The sequence below is a fragment of the Kosakonia sp. AG348 genome, assembly GCF_003337365.1.
GTDB lineage: Bacteria > Pseudomonadota > Gammaproteobacteria > Enterobacterales > Enterobacteriaceae > Kosakonia.
In genome coordinates this window covers 318181-336369 of the sequence record NZ_QPJR01000002.1, presented here as the reverse complement: position 1 = coordinate 336369, position 18189 = coordinate 318181, and the positions used below count along the sequence as shown (strand labels likewise).

The 18189-nt window shown below is 55.1% G+C and carries 13 protein-coding genes and 1 pseudogene; 5 read left to right on the top strand and 9 right to left on the bottom strand.

All coding sequences use genetic code 11. From position 1 onward, the window contains the following. Positions 1–288 (bottom strand): VF530 family DNA-binding protein, encoded by a 288-nt coding sequence (locus tag DFO56_RS05390; protein ID WP_045508436.1) that lies wholly within the window; start codon positions 286–288, stop codon positions 1–3. A 265-nt stretch (positions 289–553) separates the two neighbouring features. Continuing rightward, the gene (gene lysC, locus DFO56_RS05385; RefSeq protein WP_045508435.1) at positions 554–1915 is read right to left on the bottom strand and encodes a lysine-sensitive aspartokinase 3; all 1362 of its coding nucleotides are present in this window, start codon (positions 1913–1915) and stop codon (positions 554–556) included. 639 nt (positions 1916–2554) lie between these two features. Between lysC and DFO56_RS05380 the strand changes: the two genes are divergently transcribed. From DFO56_RS05380 to DFO56_RS05370, 3 genes and pseudogenes are all read left to right on the top strand, one after another. Further along, on the top strand, positions 2555–3940 hold the full coding sequence (locus DFO56_RS05380; protein WP_016496095.1) for a diaminobutyrate--2-oxoglutarate transaminase: 1386 nt from the start codon (positions 2555–2557) through the stop codon (positions 3938–3940). A 17-nt stretch (positions 3941–3957) separates the two neighbouring features. Continuing rightward, positions 3958–5421: an aspartate aminotransferase family protein gene (locus DFO56_RS05375; protein WP_045508434.1), complete on the top strand. Its 1464-nt coding sequence runs from the start codon at positions 3958–3960 to the stop codon at positions 5419–5421. 794 nt (positions 5422–6215) lie between these two features. Beyond that, positions 6216–6515: pseudogene (locus DFO56_RS05370) on the top strand (hypothetical protein); the annotation flags it as partial. A gap of 132 nt (positions 6516–6647) precedes the next feature. Here DFO56_RS05370 and DFO56_RS05360 read toward each other — a convergent pair. Beyond that, positions 6648–7577, bottom strand: coding sequence for a LysR family transcriptional regulator (locus DFO56_RS05360; protein WP_045508432.1), 930 nt, complete (start codon positions 7575–7577; stop codon positions 6648–6650). Positions 7578–7706: 129 nt separating this feature from the next. Between DFO56_RS05360 and DFO56_RS05355 the strand changes: the two genes are divergently transcribed. Next, positions 7707–9116: an MFS transporter gene (locus DFO56_RS05355; RefSeq protein ID WP_045508430.1), complete on the top strand. Its 1410-nt coding sequence runs from the start codon at positions 7707–7709 to the stop codon at positions 9114–9116. Here DFO56_RS05355 and DFO56_RS05350 read toward each other — a convergent pair. The 4 genes from DFO56_RS05350 to DFO56_RS05340 form a co-directional block, all read right to left on the bottom strand. Then, positions 9113–9718: a class I SAM-dependent methyltransferase gene (locus DFO56_RS05350; RefSeq protein ID WP_045508429.1), complete on the bottom strand. Its 606-nt coding sequence runs from the start codon at positions 9716–9718 to the stop codon at positions 9113–9115. The genes DFO56_RS05355 and DFO56_RS05350 overlap by 4 nt on opposite strands. A gap of 64 nt (positions 9719–9782) precedes the next feature. Continuing rightward, positions 9783–10325 carry an NUDIX hydrolase gene (locus tag DFO56_RS05345; protein WP_045508427.1) on the bottom strand — a complete coding sequence of 181 codons (543 nt, stop codon included), beginning with the start codon at positions 10323–10325 and terminating at the stop codon, positions 9783–9785. 152 nt (positions 10326–10477) lie between these two features. Then, the gene (locus tag DFO56_RS24795) at positions 10478–10651 is read right to left on the bottom strand and encodes a hypothetical protein (RefSeq protein WP_016496088.1); all 174 of its coding nucleotides are present in this window, start codon (positions 10649–10651) and stop codon (positions 10478–10480) included. 153 nt (positions 10652–10804) lie between these two features. Continuing rightward, positions 10805–11287: a GNAT family N-acetyltransferase gene (locus DFO56_RS05340; protein WP_045508425.1), complete on the bottom strand. Its 483-nt coding sequence runs from the start codon at positions 11285–11287 to the stop codon at positions 10805–10807. Positions 11288–11635: 348 nt separating this feature from the next. On the opposite strand from DFO56_RS05340, the gene DFO56_RS05335 reads away from it, so the two are divergent. After that, on the top strand, positions 11636–12256 hold the full coding sequence (locus DFO56_RS05335) for a response regulator transcription factor (RefSeq protein WP_016496086.1): 621 nt from the start codon (positions 11636–11638) through the stop codon (positions 12254–12256). Here DFO56_RS05335 and DFO56_RS05330 read toward each other — a convergent pair. Both DFO56_RS05330 and DFO56_RS05325 read right to left on the bottom strand, forming a co-directional pair. Continuing rightward, positions 12253–17796 carry an AAA family ATPase gene (locus tag DFO56_RS05330; protein WP_045508423.1) on the bottom strand — a complete coding sequence of 1848 codons (5544 nt, stop codon included), beginning with the start codon at positions 17794–17796 and terminating at the stop codon, positions 12253–12255. The genes DFO56_RS05335 and DFO56_RS05330 overlap by 4 nt on opposite strands. Next, complete coding sequence (locus DFO56_RS05325) at positions 17793–18179, bottom strand: response regulator transcription factor (RefSeq protein WP_045508422.1); 387 nt, start codon at positions 18177–18179, stop codon at positions 17793–17795. Before DFO56_RS05325 ends, DFO56_RS05330 begins: the two co-directional genes overlap by 4 nt. Positions 18180–18189: the final 10 nt, after the last annotated feature.

Sequence of the window (18189 nt, the reverse complement as noted above, 5' to 3'; positions counted from 1 at the left end):
TTAGCTCTTAGGCGTTCGACCGCGGGTCCACGGGTTAAACGCTGGTTCGTCTGATTTGGCCGGGGCGCGCTCTTCCTGCGATTCGAGATACAGCGCCTCAACTTCCGCGCGCGCCCAGGGCGTGCGTCGCAAAAATTTCAAACTGGATTTAACGCTTGGATCGTTTTTAAAGCAATTAATATTGATGCGTTTGCCGAGTTCGAGCCAACCGTAGCGGGCAACCAGCGCGTTAACCTGCATTTCAAGCGTCACGCCGTGCAAAGGATCTTTTGAAATATGAGCGGCCATGTGAAGTCCGGTTTTCAGGAAAAGTGTTGCGGAAGGTTACAAGAAAGCCCGCTAAGCGTCACGGGCTTTGCGCCGCTAAACGTTACCGTCCAGACAGGCACAGGCGACTTTCTGCGTTCCGGTCACCTTGAGTAAGGCGGACTCTGAGCGTGACGGTATCAGTGGAAAAAGGGAGAAAGTGGCGGGTGATTGCTCTTGAGGTAAGTGCTGGCAGACGCGCTGCCAGCACTGAGCGTTGCCCGCGTGCGGGGCCCGTTAACCGCCGTTATTCTAACAAGTTACGGTGTAACGTTTTCACGGCGCTGTCAGCGCATTCTGCGGGGAGCAGGAAGCAAAGATTATGGCTGGAGGCACCGTGGCAAATCATCCGCACGGAATGGTTTTCCAGTTCGGCGAACACCTCTTTGCATACCGCCGGAGCCTGCGAGAGCGTGTTACCAATAAGCGAGACTAACGCCAGACCGGTCTCGATTTCGACATGGCAGTGCGATGACAGTTCGGTAAGCAGCGCGGTAGTCAGCGTGTCCGCTTCACCGGACGTAGAGCCGGTGGAGTTGAGGATAAGCGCAATGCTGGCTTCCGAAGTTGTCACCAGATCCATCGCCACATCATGACGCGACAAAATGTTGAACATCTCGGCTAAAAAGCGGTGTGCCGGCTGCGCATCAATGCTGGATAACTTTAACAGCGTTTGCTGGCGACGAACGGCCAGCGCACGGTAACGTGGCGGTTCGGGCGTGTCACGGCAGACCAGCGTTCCGCCCGCGCGCGGCTGGGCGCTTGAACCGACAAAGACCGGAATATTTTTACGCATCGCGGGCAACAGTGTTGCCGGATGCAGCACTTTCGCGCCGAAGGTCGCCATTTCACTGGCTTCAGAGAATGAGAGCGTATCAATGCGTTTTGCCTGGGCAACGATTCTGGGATCGGTTGTATAAATCCCGGCGACATCGGTCCAGATATCCACTCGCGCTGCCTGCAACGCTTCCGCCAGCAATGAAGCAGTGTAATCACTGCCGCCACGGCCGAGCGTGGTGGTTTGCCCCGCCGCGTCGCTGCCAATAAAGCCTTGCGTGATCACCAGCGACTGCGCAATGCGCGGGCGCAAATGCTTTTCCACCCGTTCTGCAATCTCGCTTATAACAGGTACCGCGCAGCCGAACGTGTCGTTCGTGCGAATCACTTTGCGCGCGTCAAACCACTGCGTTTCGACGTCGCGTTCGCGCAGAACCTCCACAAACAGCAGGGAAGACATCAGCTCCCCGTGGCTCACCAGTTCATCGCACAGCGCGTCTGACCGGGAATCAACGGCCATGGCCGCAAGATGGCTGATATTATCGAGCAGGCGGTCAATCTCCTGGCCGATGGCTTCTGGCTGTTTCAGGCGAGAAATAATGTTGTATTGCAGGGTGCGCAGGGTGTCGATCTTATCTTGTCGAACGCTGCTTTCCAGACCGCCTGAGAGTTCAACTAACAGGTTGGTGACGCCAGCGGAGGCAGATAAAACAACCAGACGAACGTCTTTATCAGCAAGGACAATGGTGGCGCTGCGGCTCATCGCGTCAAAATCGGCGACACTGGTTCCGCCAAATTTGGCAACGATGGTGTGTGGATAAATGCGAGTCATAACAATCTCATATCAGGGCGCCATAATTTTATGGCATGAAAATTTTCATTCTCGGCATAAGGGAAGTGTGCTTCGCCTTACGAAATGTCCGCCCGCGAACATTTCTTTTTACAACCCAGGATTCTGCTCCCGTTGTCGATAACCTGTATTGCCTCTCACGAGTTACCGGGTGTGATACGCATTAATGATTAAATAGATGCTTCCTTTTTTTCGCCTCAGGGTTTTTATCGCGGGGCATAGTAAGTGATTTAACTCGCTGAATCGATATTTTCCTCAACATTTGCAATAAACCAATGGAAAATATCATGATTTATTCAGTGCTTGCTGGCGGAGTTTGGCTTAAATAACGTTCTAATAACATAAAAAGAGCACAAATATTAAAAAGCGAGGCTTATCATGGCATTGTTTCCGATGCTGCCTGGAATATTCTTGTAACAGAATTGGTTACAATTCATGCTGAACAATCCCCACGCATAAATATTTTTTGTCATTGATTTTTAAAGAAAATGACATAAATAGCCTGACAAAATAAAAGATTGAGTCCGCTGCTGAAAACACATATATTAGCCGCGTTTTTTACAAGCCCCCTTAAACCCTTATTCAACCCGGTGTTAAATCAACCCAGGTTGTAGGAGAGATATGATGACGGATAAAGTCCGTATTGATTCTTTGAGTGCTAAATCATTCCCGCAAAGCAATGAGACCTTTTTAGCAAGACAGGCCGAATTTGAATCCAATGTCAGAAGCTATCCGCGTAAATTGCCGTTAGCGATTGCCAAAGCGCAGGGCGTCTGGATCACCGATGTTGAGAATAATCAATACCTTGACTGCCTTGCAGGCGCCGGTACTCTGGCGCTGGGCCATAATCATCCTGATGTGATTCAAAGCATCCAAAGTGTCATTACCAGTGGCTTACCGTTACATACGCTCGACCTGACCACGCCGTTAAAAGATGAGTTTTCAGAATATCTGCTCTCTTTGCTGCCGGGTCAGGGCAAAGAATATTGCCTGCAATTCACCGGGCCTTCCGGCGCGGACGCCGTGGAAGCGGCGCTGAAGTTGGCGAAAAAAGTGACCGGTCGTTCCGGGATTATCAGCTTCTCTGGCGGTTACCACGGCATGACGCACGGCGCGCTTTCCGTGACGGGCAACCTGTCGCCGAAGGAAGCGGTAAACGGCATGATGCCGGAAGTGCAGTTTATGCCTTATCCGCACCAGTATCGTTGCCCGCTGGGTATCGGTGGTGAAGCCGGTGTGAAAGCGCTGACTTACTACTTCGAAAACCTGATCAACGACGTTGAAAGCGGCGTGCGTAAACCGGCTGCTGTGATCCTGGAAGCGGTGCAGGGCGAAGGCGGCGTGAACCCGGCGCCGATCGAGTGGCTGCAGCGTATCCGTAAAGTGACCCAGGAACACGGCATTATGTTGATCCTGGACGAAGTGCAGGCTGGTTTCGCCCGTACTGGCAAACTGTTTGCCTTCGAACACGCCGGTATTGAGCCGGACATCATTGTGATGTCCAAAGCGGTTGGTGGCGGTTTGCCGCTGGCGGTACTGGGTATCAAAAAGCAGTTCGACGCCTGGGCGCCGGGCCACCATACCGGTACCTTCCGTGGTAACCAGCTGGCGATGGCAACAGGCCTCACTACGCTGAAGATCCTCAAAGAAGATCGCATTGCCGATAAAGTGGCAGAGCAGGGCGAATGGCTGAAAGGCAAACTGGCTGAAATGCAAAAACGTTTCCCGGTTATCGGTCACGTTCGCGGCCTGGGCCTGATGATCGGTATTGAGATCGTTAAGCCGCACGAAGCGCAGGATCACATGGGTTGCTACCCGGCAGACGGTGAGCTTTCTGCACTGTTGCAGAAAAAATGCTTCGAATCAGGTCTGATCCTGGAGCGCGGCGGTCGTGGCGGTTGCGTACTGCGCCTGCTGCCTTCGCTGCTTATCAGCAATGCTGAGCTGGAAATTTTCCTCGATAAATTTGAAAACGCGCTGCTGAGCGCTGGCGTGAAGCCTGTTTAATCGGAGTAAGTAAGCGAATGTCTGATTTAAATCCGATTCTCTCGGGTTCCGCGCAAAGTATTGCTGCCTATCAGGAAGCCATTGAGCAGAGCACGCAAGCTGTTGTGCAGTGGCTCAAGCAACCTGAAATGTATCAGGGCAAAACTGTCGCGGAATTACGTGAGCGCATCAATTTAGAATTCACGTCTCAGGGCCTGGGCAACCAGGCCGCTATTGAGCGCGCCGTTGAGTATTTCCTTAAAGACAGCTTGTCCGTGCATCACCCGCAGTGCGTGGCGCATCTCCACTGTCCGAGCCTGGTGATTAGCCAGGCGGCAGAAGTGCTGATCAACGCCACGAACCAGAGCATGGATTCGTGGGATCAGAGCCCGTCTGCAACCATCATCGAGATGAAACTCATCGAATGGTTGCGTGCTCAGGTGGGATACCCGGCGGGTGACGCGGGCGTGTTCACCAGCGGCGGGACGCAGAGTAACCTGATGGGCTTGATGCTGGCGCGCGATGCCTTTTTTGCACGCCAGGGTCACTCCGTTCAGCAGCACGGCTTAACCGGTAATCTCAGCAAAATTAAAGTGTTATGTTCTGAAAATGCACATTTTTCAGTGCAGAAGAACATGGCGCTGATGGGGCTGGGTTACCAGTCCGTGACGCTGGTGAAAACGGATGCGTTTTCGCGCATGGATGTTAACGATCTGGCGCAGAAACTGGCCGAGGCGAAAGCCAACGGTGAGCAGGTAATGGCGATTGTTGCTACCGCCGGCACCACCGATGCGGGCGCGATTGATCCGTTAGCAGACATCGCCGCGCTGGCCGCTGAACAGCAGATTTGGGTTCACGTTGATGCGGCCTGGGGCGGCGCGTTGCTGCTCTCTGAGAAGTATCGCCATTTCCTCAATGGCCTTGAACTGGCTGATTCCGTGACGCTGGATTTCCATAAGCAATTCTTCCAGACCATAAGCTGTGGCGCGTTCCTGCTGAAAGATGCGCGCCATTATCAGTTAATGCGTTACCAGGCAGCCTACCTGAACTCTGACTTTGACGAAGAGCAGGGCGTACCAAACCTGGTGTCGAAATCCTTACAGACAACGCGCCGTTTCGATGCGCTGAAGTTGTGGATGGGTCTTGAAGCGCTGGGTAAAAAGCAGTACGCCGAAATTATTGATAACGGCGTAACGCTGGCGCAGCAGGTGGCGCAGTTTGTTGCCGAACAGCCGCAGCTGGAACTGGTGATGCAGCCGCAACTGGCTAGCGTATTGTTCCGTTTCCGCCCGGAAAATGGGGATACGGCAAGCGTTGCGTTGCTGAATCAGCGTATCGGCGATGCGCTGTTGGCCTCCGGGAGCGCCAACGTTGGTGTAACGGAAGCGGACGGGGTGACCTGCCTGAAGCTGACATTGCTAAACCCGACCGTTTGTCTGGAGGACGTCAAAGTTCTGCTGGCAAGTGTGGTTGCCTGCGGTCAGCAGTTACAGAACGCCTGATTCGCCTCGTAAGTAAAAAAAGCCGACAGCAGCGATGTTGTCGGCTTTTTTATTGTCTGCAAAACGTCTCTGCGTGTCACTCTTCGTCGGGCGCAGCCGGGGCGGGCTCCCTGGAAATAATGTCACATGGCCTGCGTTGTTGGGCTTTCGATCGGCTGGCAAATTGCGCAGCACTTTTCGTTGTTCTGAAGCAGATACCAGGAGTGAACAAACAGCGCAGTAAATCCAGGACGCAAGGAGATGCAGCGCTGCTGACAACGGTGTCGTTTTCAAACCACAAAACCCATTACGACTAAGCACGACTAAGTGCCGGGCAAAACCAGACCTATGTAAGGTGAAGGTCGCGAATCGACAGTGCGCTGCAAAAAGAGGTGAGTGTAGTGGAACCGATAGCTCAGGCAAGACTGGCCTTGGCCGTGGGTTATCTGGTTATACTTCATTTAACATAATATACATTATGCGCACCAAGATGCGATCAGACAGAACCGGCGTTTTGTGGTCATCCTTATATATGGTCAGATCTGACCGTGAATTGGTTTGACATGTTTACATTGTCATAAATGAGCGTTAAAACGGTCTATCCAAAAACGACTGTTAGTATGGTGAGAAATCGATTAGCAACACTGATGCCACCGAAAGGAAGCTCATCACGTCAGCCGATGGCCTTACAGATAAAGGGAACAAAAGTAATAGAGTCTCAGGAATGAGACAAACGTGCAGTATTACGTGCAGTATTACCAACACTGCACGTTCTTTATTGTGCGAAGTTTGAACAGTGAAAAGGATCAAAAAGGATGAGTAGAGATAACGAAACAAGCATTTTTGGACTGCTTTTTACCGGCGTAATTGTTTTCTGCTTGGCTGTTATTGCCTGGCTAATGAAAACTTTTGATGTTGAATGGCAAACGGCACTGGAGACTGCGCCTGGTCTGATTATCTGGCTTCTTGTTGTTGGTGCAGGGATCTTTTTCGGGATCCAAATGGAAACAGGCCTTGTTCGCTGGGGTACTCCGCTGGCGATCGCCCTTCTGATTCCGGTGTTCAAACCAATTATTAAGGAAGCCGCCGGAGTTCGTGAAATGCGCGGACTGGTCATGATGTAAAAGTCTCTCGACAATGTCGGGCTGGCAGCGAATGTCGGGATCATGAAGCTGCTGTTCATATTTCACCAATATCGCCAGTAACGCATCTTCTTTGTGCATCGTCTTTCTCCCGTCCTGTTTGCATCACACAATTTTGAATGCATCGCTATGCACTAATCGCCTGCACACTCCCAGCATAAACTGGCGCAGCCAGCGATGCGCGGGATCGACTTCTGAACGTGGATGCCACAGTTGAGATACGGTAATGGTGCGCGTTTTTACCGGCAGCTCAAACATTGCCACTCCCTGCCTGGCCGCAGGACTGAGAAGAAAAGAGGCCGGGATAAGCGCGATAAGATCGGACGCACGCGCCACGGCTAACGCCGCAGGAAAACCCGGCACCACAGCGGCGATTTTCCTGCGCACGCCCTGCTCTGCCAGCCCTTCATCAACCGGACCGCTTGTTAACCCCCGACGCGACGCCACGACATGGCCCCAGGCGACATACTCGTTGATCGTCACCTCATTAAGTTGCGCCAGTGGATGCGTATCCCTGACGACGCCGACAAAACGGTCTCTAAACAGCGCCTGCACGCGAATTTCTGGCCCCATTTCGCTCAGCACGCCAATTTCCAGATCGACCCGTCCTTCCCGCAAGGCACTGGAGCCCTTCTCTGGCTTTGGCGTAAACCGCAGCATCACGCCTGGCGCGACAGCCGCCATTTCCGCAATCAGCGTTGGGCCAAACGCTTCAACAAAACCATCGTTGGCGCGCAGGGTAAACATCTGCTGTAGCGAGGCAATATTAAGCTCGGGTTGCGCGGGTCGCAGCAACGCCCGCGCCTCGAAAACGGCGTTCTGCGTGCGTGTCTGAAGCGTTTCTGCATACGGCGTCAGCACCATATTGCGCCCGGCGCGCACTAATAGTGGGTCGCCGGTGGTTTCCCGCAAACGGCTAAGTGTCCGGCTCATCGCCGAGGCGCTCAGACCAAGCCGCCGCGCTGCCGCCGCCACACTGCGCTCGGCGATCAGCACATCCAGGGCAAATAACAAATTCAGATCGGGTTCACTCATCGTTTTCGTCCGCAACAGAAGGTTCAGATATGGCGTTTGCTGCAACGTATTAATGCAAATGCTGCGCCTTCCGCCATATATCCCGCGAAATTATAGTTACCGCAAGCACAAAATCAGCAGAGGTTGTTTATGACACTATTTTTGGATAAACCCGGTGATGAAGGTTTGCCCGGACGCGAGCGGTTGCTGGCCATGGTTGCCGTGATGACCAGTACCACAATGGCGGTGTTTGATGGCTCAATGGTGAATATCGCCTTGCCGCAAATTGCGCGGGCGTTAGATGTAACCGCCGCGGAAGCTGTTTGGGTAGCGAATGGCTATCTGCTCTCCGCAGCCATGACGCTGGCAATCTTTGCTGCGTTAGCGGCACATATTGGCTTTCGCCGATTATTCGCCGCCGGGCTGGGGCTCTTCACGCTGGCCTCGCTGGGCTGCGCACTGGCGCAATCGCTGGAGACGCTGGTCGCGATGCGTATCTTGCAAGGGATTGGTGGGGCGGCAACACTCAGCATTGCACCGGCGATTTTGCGCTCGGTCTTTCCCAATCGATTACTGGGGCGCATCCTCGGAATGAACGCCCTGTTGATCGCCTCCAGTACCGCTATCGCGCCGGTACTGGGCGGTACGCTGCTGGCAACGTTGAGCTGGCAATGGTTATTCGCCATTAACCTTCCGCTGGGCATCATCGCCCTCCTCTTCACATTACGGGTGATCCCGACTGCAACCTCCGCGTTGCGCGGGCCCTTCGATACGCCGGGGGCGCTGCTTTCCGCTCTTATGCTGGGCGCGATGGTAATGGCATCAAGCGCCATTTCCCGTTCCGGATCAGGGCTAACCGCATTGAGTTATGGGCTTGTTGGTCTGGCTGCCGGGGCATTGTTTGTATTGCGTCAGCGCCAGGCACTGCAACCGCTGATGCCGCTGACGCTTTTTGCCTCGCCGCGTTTTTCGCTGGCGGCACTGACATCGCTGGCCTCTTTTATCAGCCAGGGAATGACGTTTGTCGCCCTGCCGTTTCTGTTTCAGAGCGTATATGGTTACAGCGCGCTGACGTCGGCGCTGCTGTTTACCGCCTGGCCTGTTGGCATCATGCTGGTTGCGCCCCATGCCGGGCGGCTTGCCGACCGCTACGCACCTTCGTTGATTGCCACCGTTGGTCTGTGCCTTTTCGCGGTGGGGTTAATTTTGCTGGCGCGATTACCGCATGATCCGCCGGTGTGGGATATCAGCCTGCGCAGCCTGATCTGCGGTATTGGCTTCGGTTGTTTCCAGAGCCCGAACAATAAAGAGATGATGGCGAACGCATCAAGGGAGCACAGTGGTTACGCGTCCGGCGTGCTGGCGATTATGCGCACGTTCGGCCAGTGTCTTGGCGCGGCGCTGTTGGGTGGGATACTTTCGCTCTATGCCCCTTCCGGCAATGTGGAGCAGGAGGCTTTTGCGGTCCGGCTTGGCTTAGGGCTGGCCGCTGCGGCAACACTTCTGGCGATCCTCTTTAGCCTGAGCCGCGTCCGGCAAATATCTTCACCGCCGCTTTAGCGAACGCGTTGCGCCAGCCATACGGTATGCCCGGCGCAGTGGGGATCTTCCTGAACCATCCCGATAACCTCGAAACCGTGATTTGCTAATAACGCGCGGTATTCGTCAGGTGCGAGACTGGCATGGAACAACGGTTCACCGGCAAACTGCCCCATTGCGATCCCGTGATCGGTTCCGCTGGTGAACATTAACGCGCTGCCCACATGGCTATGTTCGGCAAAACGAGCGAACATGTTGCGTTGATCCTCATGCGTCAGGTGAAAAAAGCTGTCCCAGGCCAGCAGCCCATCGAAGGTTTCACCGAGCGACAGGTTGCGCATATCCTGCTGGATCCAGCGCTGAGCGGGAAACTGCTGGCGCGCGCGGTCCAGCATTGCGCTTGCACCATCAACGCCGGTGAGTTGAAAACCCTGGCGGATAAACCAGCCCGCAATCGGCTGCCCGTTACCGCACCCGACATCGACAATGTTGCCTGCAACCGGAAGCAGGCTGGCGAATTTTTCCAGCCAGCCTTTTTCGAAAAGCGCCTTTGAGCGCTGCTCAGCAAATGTCCGGGCGTGACGTTGATAGATAGAAAGAATATGTTGTGCGGCGCTGTTCATGTTGATCTCGCGTTAAGCCAGGGACCCGGCGCATACGGTTGTGATGAGAAGCAAAATGCCCGCGCTATTCCAGCATGCCTTTGAGCTTTGCCAGCAAATACGCGGTGACGGACGTTGCATCGCTGATCTTTCCTTCACACATCAACGTCTCAAATTCTTTCAGGGTAATTTTGCGCGTCGTCAGACCAAACTCTTCAGGATCCAGTTCCTGCTGCTGATGCACCAACGCTTCAGCAAGAAAAATATGGTAACCCTGGCTGGAGTAACCTTGCGCCAGCTTCTGGTACCCGACATGACGCATCTTTCCTGCCACCAGCCCGGTTTCCTCGCGCAGTTCACCGGCCGCCACATGCAGAGGATCCGCCTGCGGCGCGCATTCCCAGGCGCCTTGCGGCAGTTCAATAGTGTGCTTACCCAGCGGATAACGGAACTGCTCAACCACATACAGGCTGTCACCTTCGCGGGCGATAATCACGACAAAATCAGCTTTCTCAACAACGGAATAAATACCTTCGTTCCCATCTGCCCGCAGGATTTTGTCTTCGCGCAGACGCATCCATTTGTTGCGGTACACTTCGGTTGTGGCAAGCGTTTTAATCGCCGACATCACGGCTCTCCCTGTTTGACCTCAGGCGTGAAGAGTAACATGTGAATAGCGTAAGCGGGGGGATCTATTTGGCGCAGGAATAGGTTTCAGAGAAATCGGCGGTGGAGAAACAGAGGGGATATTAACATTAATATCCCCTTTGCAATGTCGGCTTATGGCACGCCATCGCAATTACAGGCTGCGCCGCCCTCGCCCGCCTGGCACAAGATCTGGCACATGCAGTTCCAGTCTATTTCGCCGTTCACTTCACACTCCGTCTGGCTGGCGGCGAAGACATTCATTGATAAACCAAATAATAAAATGGAAAGTAAGGCACGTATTTTCATAAAAAGTCCCTTTCTGTGTTGAATCATGAAATAAAGCCACGCGATAGCGCAGCCTTATTATTATAGGAGATGTTTTATGATGGGATGTTAATTAAGTTGTTTATTTTAATAGGAATTTTCTCCTCATTAATCCATTCTGTGAATAAATGCTCTTTATTTATTAACAGGGAAATTATATTCCATTTCAATACAGCGTAATTCCGCACGCGCCAGCGCAGAGGGATAAATACTCTCCCGCACTATGACAAACCCCTGCTTTTGATAGAAACCACAGGCGTTGGGCGTTGATGCCAGCGTGATGCGCCGCAAACCGCGCTGCATCGCTTCCTGTTTAATGGCTGCAATTATCTGCGTCGCCAGCCCCTTTCCTTCCCACTCCGGTAATGTGAAAATGGCCTCCACGCTGGCGTTGGTGAGATCGAGAAAACCCGTGGCGACCGGCTGGTCATTTGCCGTGGTTGCCACATAAAAAGGGTTATTGGCAATCATCGTACGCTGACTTTCCGGCATTTTATCCGGAGTCCAGGCGGCGATAACCTTGTCCTCATAAACGCCTTTGCAACCGTGGCGGATAGCCTGGTTACGGATGTGCCAAATGACTTCTGCTTCTTCAGGCTTTGCCCGTCTGATCGCCATATTCCTTCCCCCTAAATGCCACCACCCAGTCTAAGATTATTCTTATTTTTGCTCTTGGACACCGTCAACGAAGCGCCCTTGCGGAGGGTTAACGGTACGATATATAAATTAACAAGCGGTTAAAATACATGCAACATTCAGTGATTTATAACAAATTTCATTCGAAAGCAATGCGCTAAACGTTGCCCCTTTTACCGGGTGTATATTCTTCACGCACTGGCACAAAAAGCCTACAGCATATAAGGAAAAGATCAGTTATTTCATCCAGTTAATTTTTATGTTATCAGTATCTGCCTGCATAGCTTACGGCCTGCTTTCTGGCATGCGCCCTACCGAGGCTGATAGATAATGGAACCTCTCGTATATGTTGTCGATGATGATAATGCCGTCAGACGATCAATTGTCCGGCTACTGGCAGCAGAAGGTTACCGCGCCATTGATTTCGCCTCTGCGGAATCTTTTCTCACTCACCCGCTGGTTTCCGTACCCTCTTGTTTGATTCTGGATTTGAATATGCCGGTCGCGGACGGTTTCGATGTCGCCAGCGCGTTAAAAGATCGCGGACGCGAATTGCCGATAATCTTTCTGACCGGTTATGGCACCATTCCGTTGACCGTGCGGGCAATGAAAGCCGGGGCGCGTGAGTTCTTAACGAAGCCGGTAGAGTCCGAACGCCTGCTGTCGGCGGTCGCTGACGCGCTGACGGTGGCGGCGCAAGATTTCGAGCAACAACAGGAAAACTTTGCTCTCAAGCAGCGCCACTTATCCCTGACGCCGCGTGAGCAGGAAGTTTTTGAGCTGGCGATCAGTGGCTTGCTTAATAAGCAGATTGCGGCGGAATTGGGTGTCAGCGAAATTACCGTAAAAGTCCATCGCCGCCGGGTGATGGATAAAATGCAGGCCCGCTCGCTGGCGGATCTGGTGCATGCCGCAAGCCACCTGCATATCGCCAAATCCCGCAGCCGCTAATCCGCGGACACCGGCAAGGTAAAGGCAAACACGCTGCCGAATGGTAGCCTCGACTTCGCCGTTAGCTTGCCTTTATGCCGCTCAATAATGGCATAACTGATGGTCAATCCCATGCCCATGCCCTGCGCTTTGGTGGTATAGAACGACTCAAACAGCCGCCCCTGCACCTCTGCACTCATCCCGCTTCCGGTATCCGCAATCTGGCAAATCACCTCTTGCGGGTTCTGCGTCAGCGTTGAAAGCGTTAACACGCGCGGGCGCGAGTCGATATCCGCCATTGCTTCAACGGCATTCATCACCAGGTTAAGCAGCACCTGCTGGATCTGTACGCTATCGCCATAAATAAAGCTGTTATGCGCATCAAGGGCATACTCAACAGCGATCTGCCGCCGCGCCAGCTCGCTGCGGGAAAGGGTCATGATATGGCGCAGTAAGAAATGCAGATCGATGCGCTCGAACACCGGCTCCTGCCTGCGCGTCAGCGATTGCAGGCTACGGATCACCTCTCCGGCGCGCTGCCCTTCGCTGATAATCTCCTCCAGACCAACGCGCACATTATCGACCGGGATCGGTGAGCGATTAAGCCAGCGCAGGCTGGCACCGGCGTTAGAGACAATCGACATTAGCGGCTGGTTAATTTCATGGGCAATCGATGAGGTTAACTGCCCGACGGTGGTGGCGCGCGACACCCGCGCCAGCTCGGCCTGAGCGACGCGCGCGGCATCTTCGCTCTGCCGCTGGGCGGTAATGTCGGTAATGGTGCCAAAATATTCATGCACCTCATCACCGGAAGAGACCGGATCGCCGATGCCGAGGATATACCGGCACTCGCCATCGGTGCGGATAATGCGAAACTCCGCCTGCATGGTGAGACCCTGCGCGACACTGCGGGTGACCAGCGCGCTGATATGCGGATGATCGTCCGGGTGAACAAAGGTTAAAAACTCGGCCATGGAGATCAGTTTGCGCTTCTCGTCCAGCCCCAGGATGCGCGCATACTCATCCGACATATGCATCAAATCCTGTTCCAGCTCCCAGCGCCAGGTTCCGGTGTGACTGATTTGTTCGCCCAGCATCAGCGAGGTCTGGCTGGCGCGCAGCTCTTTTTCTACGCGCCGACGCTGCATGTTCTCTTCCACCAGCTTGGCATACAGCCGCGCGGTCTCCAGCGACACCGCAGCATGTGCGCCAAGCAGGTTCACGACGCGAGACTGGCCTGCGGTAAACATCTCCGGCATCAGGCGGTTTTCCAGATATAACACCCCCACCAGCCGCGCCTGTTTGAACATTGGCACACACATTACCGCCGCCCCGGAAGAGACAAGATACGGATCCTGGCTAAACGGGCTGTACTCTTCCGGCCGGCCGGTGCGGATCTCTTGTCCGGTGCGGATCACGGCCGCCAGCACCGATAACGGCATATCTGTCGCCAGCGGCATCTCTTTGATCACCCGCACCAGTACGCCCTCTTTACTGGTGTGTGCGCTGGCTTCGATTTCCGGAATGTTGTCATCAAGTACGCGAATCAGTAAGCCGCGCTGCGCACCGGCACGCTCCAGCAACATGGTCATCAGGATCTGAATCAGCCGTTCGAGGTTGATCTCCTCTGATAAGGCGCGGGAGGCTTTGATGATACTTTGCAGATCGCGAATTTCATCGTTCTGCGCAAAGGAGATGGTGTCATAGGGGGTACTTTCCACGGGCGTGAAAAGATGGGGATGCTCCTGCTGCAAATGGCGGACTTTGGCCTGCGCCCCGACGCGTCCCCATGCGGCCATCGCGCCGCGAAAATACGCGTCGGCTGCGGTCTGGTATCCACAGGAGAGCGCAAAACGCCCCGCCAGTTCATGCGCCAGCGCATTGCTGGGGTTAAAACCGGCTTCGCGGGACAGCGTAATCGCCTTCTCATACTGTTCGAGCGCGATGCTGTTCATGCCGTCAAGGCGCACGATTTCCGCGTAAACCAGCGCTTCTTTATCGCTGAAGGTTCCCGGATTGACGCGCGCCCAGCGGGCGATTTTATTGTAGTGCTGGTTCAGCCGCAGGCGGTGCTCAGCGGAAAACGTCTCTGGCGTTAACTGCATCGACAACGCAAGCGCGCTGTAAAGGTGATAATCCAGCAGACTGATATGCCCCGGTGCGGACCAGGCATGTTTTCCCGCCTCTTTCAGACACGATTCCGCGCGGGAACAGGCCCCGGTGAAAAAGTGCGCCATCCCGCGATAGAGCCAGAACCAGAACAGCATGGTGGCAGGCGGCGTCGGTGGCAGCAGCGATCGGGGCAGGATCGCTTTGCCGCTTAGCATGCTATCCGGCTGTCGCAGATACTCGACAAAGTGACGTTGTAACAGCAGCAGGTGATCCATGTCCGAATACTGGGTTTCACGAATAAAAGCCAGACCGCGATCGATATGGCCTAATACCGTGTCGAGGTGATCGCCGCGACTCATGGCGTTGATCACCTGGCGAAAAGCGGCAAAACAGGCAATGGTCAGATCGCCATGCGCAACGGCCGCGGTAAAGCAGGCGTTAGCGCATTCCACGCTTCGTGATAGCGGTTGTGTCCAGACACAGCTACGCCCGAGCGGCACCAGGGCTTTCGCGGCAAATTCATGTAAACCGTGGCGCGTCACCAGCTCCTGCGCCAGAACGCTGTAACGGTAGCCCAGTTCATACTCTTCATAGCGTTCACCGAGCAGTACACCAAACCAGGCCAGTGCCGAGGTGGATGCGCCGGTCAGCCCACGTTCGAGCGTCAGTTGCAGCATCTGGCACAGCAACAGGAAATGCAGGCGCGGGCAATTAAAGCTGGCATACAAACTGGCGCTCGCCAGCAGGTTCATCAGCGCGTCGGTTTCCTGATGATTCATGCGTGGCAGCGCAGTAAACAGATGCGCGGGATTATCTCCAACACGCGCATGCATCTCCTGCCACGCGTGATCACAGGCTGCATCGTCAGGATAACGGCTCAGGTGAATGCCAAACACGGTCAACCAACAGAGCGTTGTCTCCAGCGCCAGCTGATAACCGGACTGGCGAATATGCACTTCTGCCAGCAATGTCGCGGCCTGCGCTTTTTCCGTGAGCCCGCCAGGCGAGGCCAGTAACCGTTCGCACAGTCCGCGCGCGGTTGACAGGTTACCGAGCAAAAACTCACAGGCGGTCTCCTCCAGCGACAGCGCAAAGTCATGCCCTGTCCCGGTGCGAAGCCGCTGCGCGAGATGTAAATAGCTCAGGGCCGACGTGTAGTCACCGGTATGTTTTGCCCGTCTGGCGGCAAGCAGGCTAAGTTCACTGAAGTGCTGGCGTTGCGGCGGCAAAATGTCGTCGGCCGCGGCATTAATGTGGTGAATAGCGCGAAACAGCAGCTCATTGCCCGGGGCTTCGGCTGCCGTTTGCGCCAGAAGCGTGGCCGTGGCCAGATGCAACTGGCGGCAATATGCAGGTTCCAGCAGCGCGCAGGCCGCTTCGTGAATGCGCTCATGGGTAAAGGTGTACGCGGCGGCGTTAAGCGTGACCAGTCGTACCGTAAGCGCAGGATGCAGACGGTAATGCACCTCGCTGGCAGAAAGGTTCAGCACACGGCTTATTAACGTGATATCCCCCGCGCTGCCAAGACAGGCCATGCTCCCGAGCAGGATGCGCGTTTCAGGCGGCATTTGCGCCAGCTGCTGGAGCAGCAAATCGGGGACGTTTTCGCGGTGGTAGCGGGTGCTAATCGCCGCCAGGTCATACTGCCATTTGCCCTGGTAACTGTTATGGCTCACCAGACCGTCTTCGGTAATGCGCTTAAAGAACTCATGGACGAACAGCGGATTGCCGCCGGTTTTTTCATGGATCAGTTTTGCCAGCTCAAGGGTGGATGCCGGGCGCGTCTGAAAAACGGTCGCCAGCCAGCGCGAGATTGCTTTCGCCGAACGCGGTTGCGGCACACACTCAATTACCCGGCTGGCGGCGCTACGCAAGCGGGCCAGCGCGGTGGCAAAAGCCGGATCGTCTAACGAGGCTACGTCGCGGTGTGAAACCACCATCAGCAGCGGCAAGGCATGGCTGTGCTGTAACAGGTATTCCAGTAAATGCAGGCTGGCGTCATCGATCCAGTGCAAGTTATCGATAAGGATAATCAGCGGGCAACCCGGAGTGGCAAAGACATTCACCAGCCGCAGCACCATGTGGTTGAAGCGCGCGCGTGAATCGAGTGACAAAGTGTCGACAAACAGCACGGGTTTACTGTTAATCAGCAGCCCCAGCTCCGGCGCGAGGCTCACCGCCAGCGCTTCATAACCGGTGAGCGCACTGCTAAGCCGCGTCTTCCAGCGCGCCACTTCCTCAGCGGGTAACCCCAGTAAATGCAGCGCCAGCGAGCGGAAAGCGGCCGTCAGCACACCCAGCGGCAGAATCGACGAGTTTTGTTCCACCTTCCCGAGCGCGATAAGCGACGGGCGGCTCTGAAAGGCCTTTAACGACGAGGCCATCAGCGACGATTTCCCCATCCCGACAGGACCGCTGATGGTGACCAGCGTTTGCGTACCGCTTTGCACAACCGCGTCCAGCGCGTCTGCCAGCGATTTGGCCTGCGGATGGGCGCGATACAACGTGTTAGCAAAATGCAGCGCCGGTGAGCGATCCTGCAGACCTGGCGTAAAGGCGGCTATCTCGCCATCGGGCGTTAATGTCGCCTGGCAGCGGCGCAAATCCGCCATCAGCCCATCGACCGTCTGGTAACGTTTTTCCGGCGACTTTGCCAGCAACTTCAGCACAATGGTGGAGAGCATCTCCGGCACCCCGTCGCGTAGGCTATGCGGCGGCGAAGGTTCAGAGGCGATGTGGTGCAACACCCATTCAGCCTGCCCGCCTTCGCTGAGATCGAACGGCAATGTGCCGGTCAACAGCTCATAAAAGACAATCCCCAGACTGTAGAGATCGCTGCGGTTGTCCACGGCGTGGTGGGTGCGCGTGGTGTGCTCCGGTGACATATAGGCCAGCGTACCGCCGGAGAGCGGCAGCCAGTTCTGCGCCGGTTCCCCGACGGTACTGGTCGTCAGTCCAAACCCGCCCAACCGGCAGCCTTCATCGGTGAGAAAAATATTGCCGGGTTTAATATCGCCATGGATCAGGTTGCTCTGGTGCATCTGGCGCAGCGGCGTGCAGATGCGCAGGGTCAGTTCAAGCCAGCTGGCGATACACGCCATCGGCTGGGTGATCATGCGGGTGAGCGGTTTAAAGGCAAATGTGGGGTAAACCAGCGCAACGCGGCCGTGATACTGCGTGCTGGCCACCGGTTTTACCGCCCAACGGCTATCAAGCTGCTGGCGTAACGCTAATTCGTTGTTCAGCAACTGGCTGGCGCGCGGCTCGGCATCGTCGCTTACCGCCGTGGCGAGAATAAACGCATCACTCGCCCACGGGTAGTGGGCATTCATCCAGACAATGCCGCCCTCCTGCGCCAGCGGCGTGTAGATAGCATCATCCTGCAGCGTAAACGGTTGGTTTTCGGCCAGCATCGGCGGCCAGGGGGGAGATTTTGCGTTTCCGGTCATGGCGTCTCCTCACCTCCCGCCAGCGTGCGCGAAATATGATCAAGCAGCATGTCGATATCGATCGGTTTATGCAAAAAAGCAACGGCACCGGGTTGCCCCGCGAACCGTTGCCAGGTTTCATCGTCGTGACCGGAAATAAATATCAGCGGTGGCGGGCACGGGTTACATTGCAGTTTCTCGTACAGCGCCGCCCCGCTCATGCCTTTAAGTTTAATATCGGCAATCACCAGCGCGGTTTGCCGCTGCGCGCTACCATCGTTGAGGAAGGCCTCGGCGGACGCGAAGGTCAGCGTGGCGTACCCCGCCGATTGCAGCAAATTGCTTAACCCGCTACGCACGGACGGTTCATCATCAACAATGGCAATACGCAGGGTGTGCGTCATGGTTATCCTC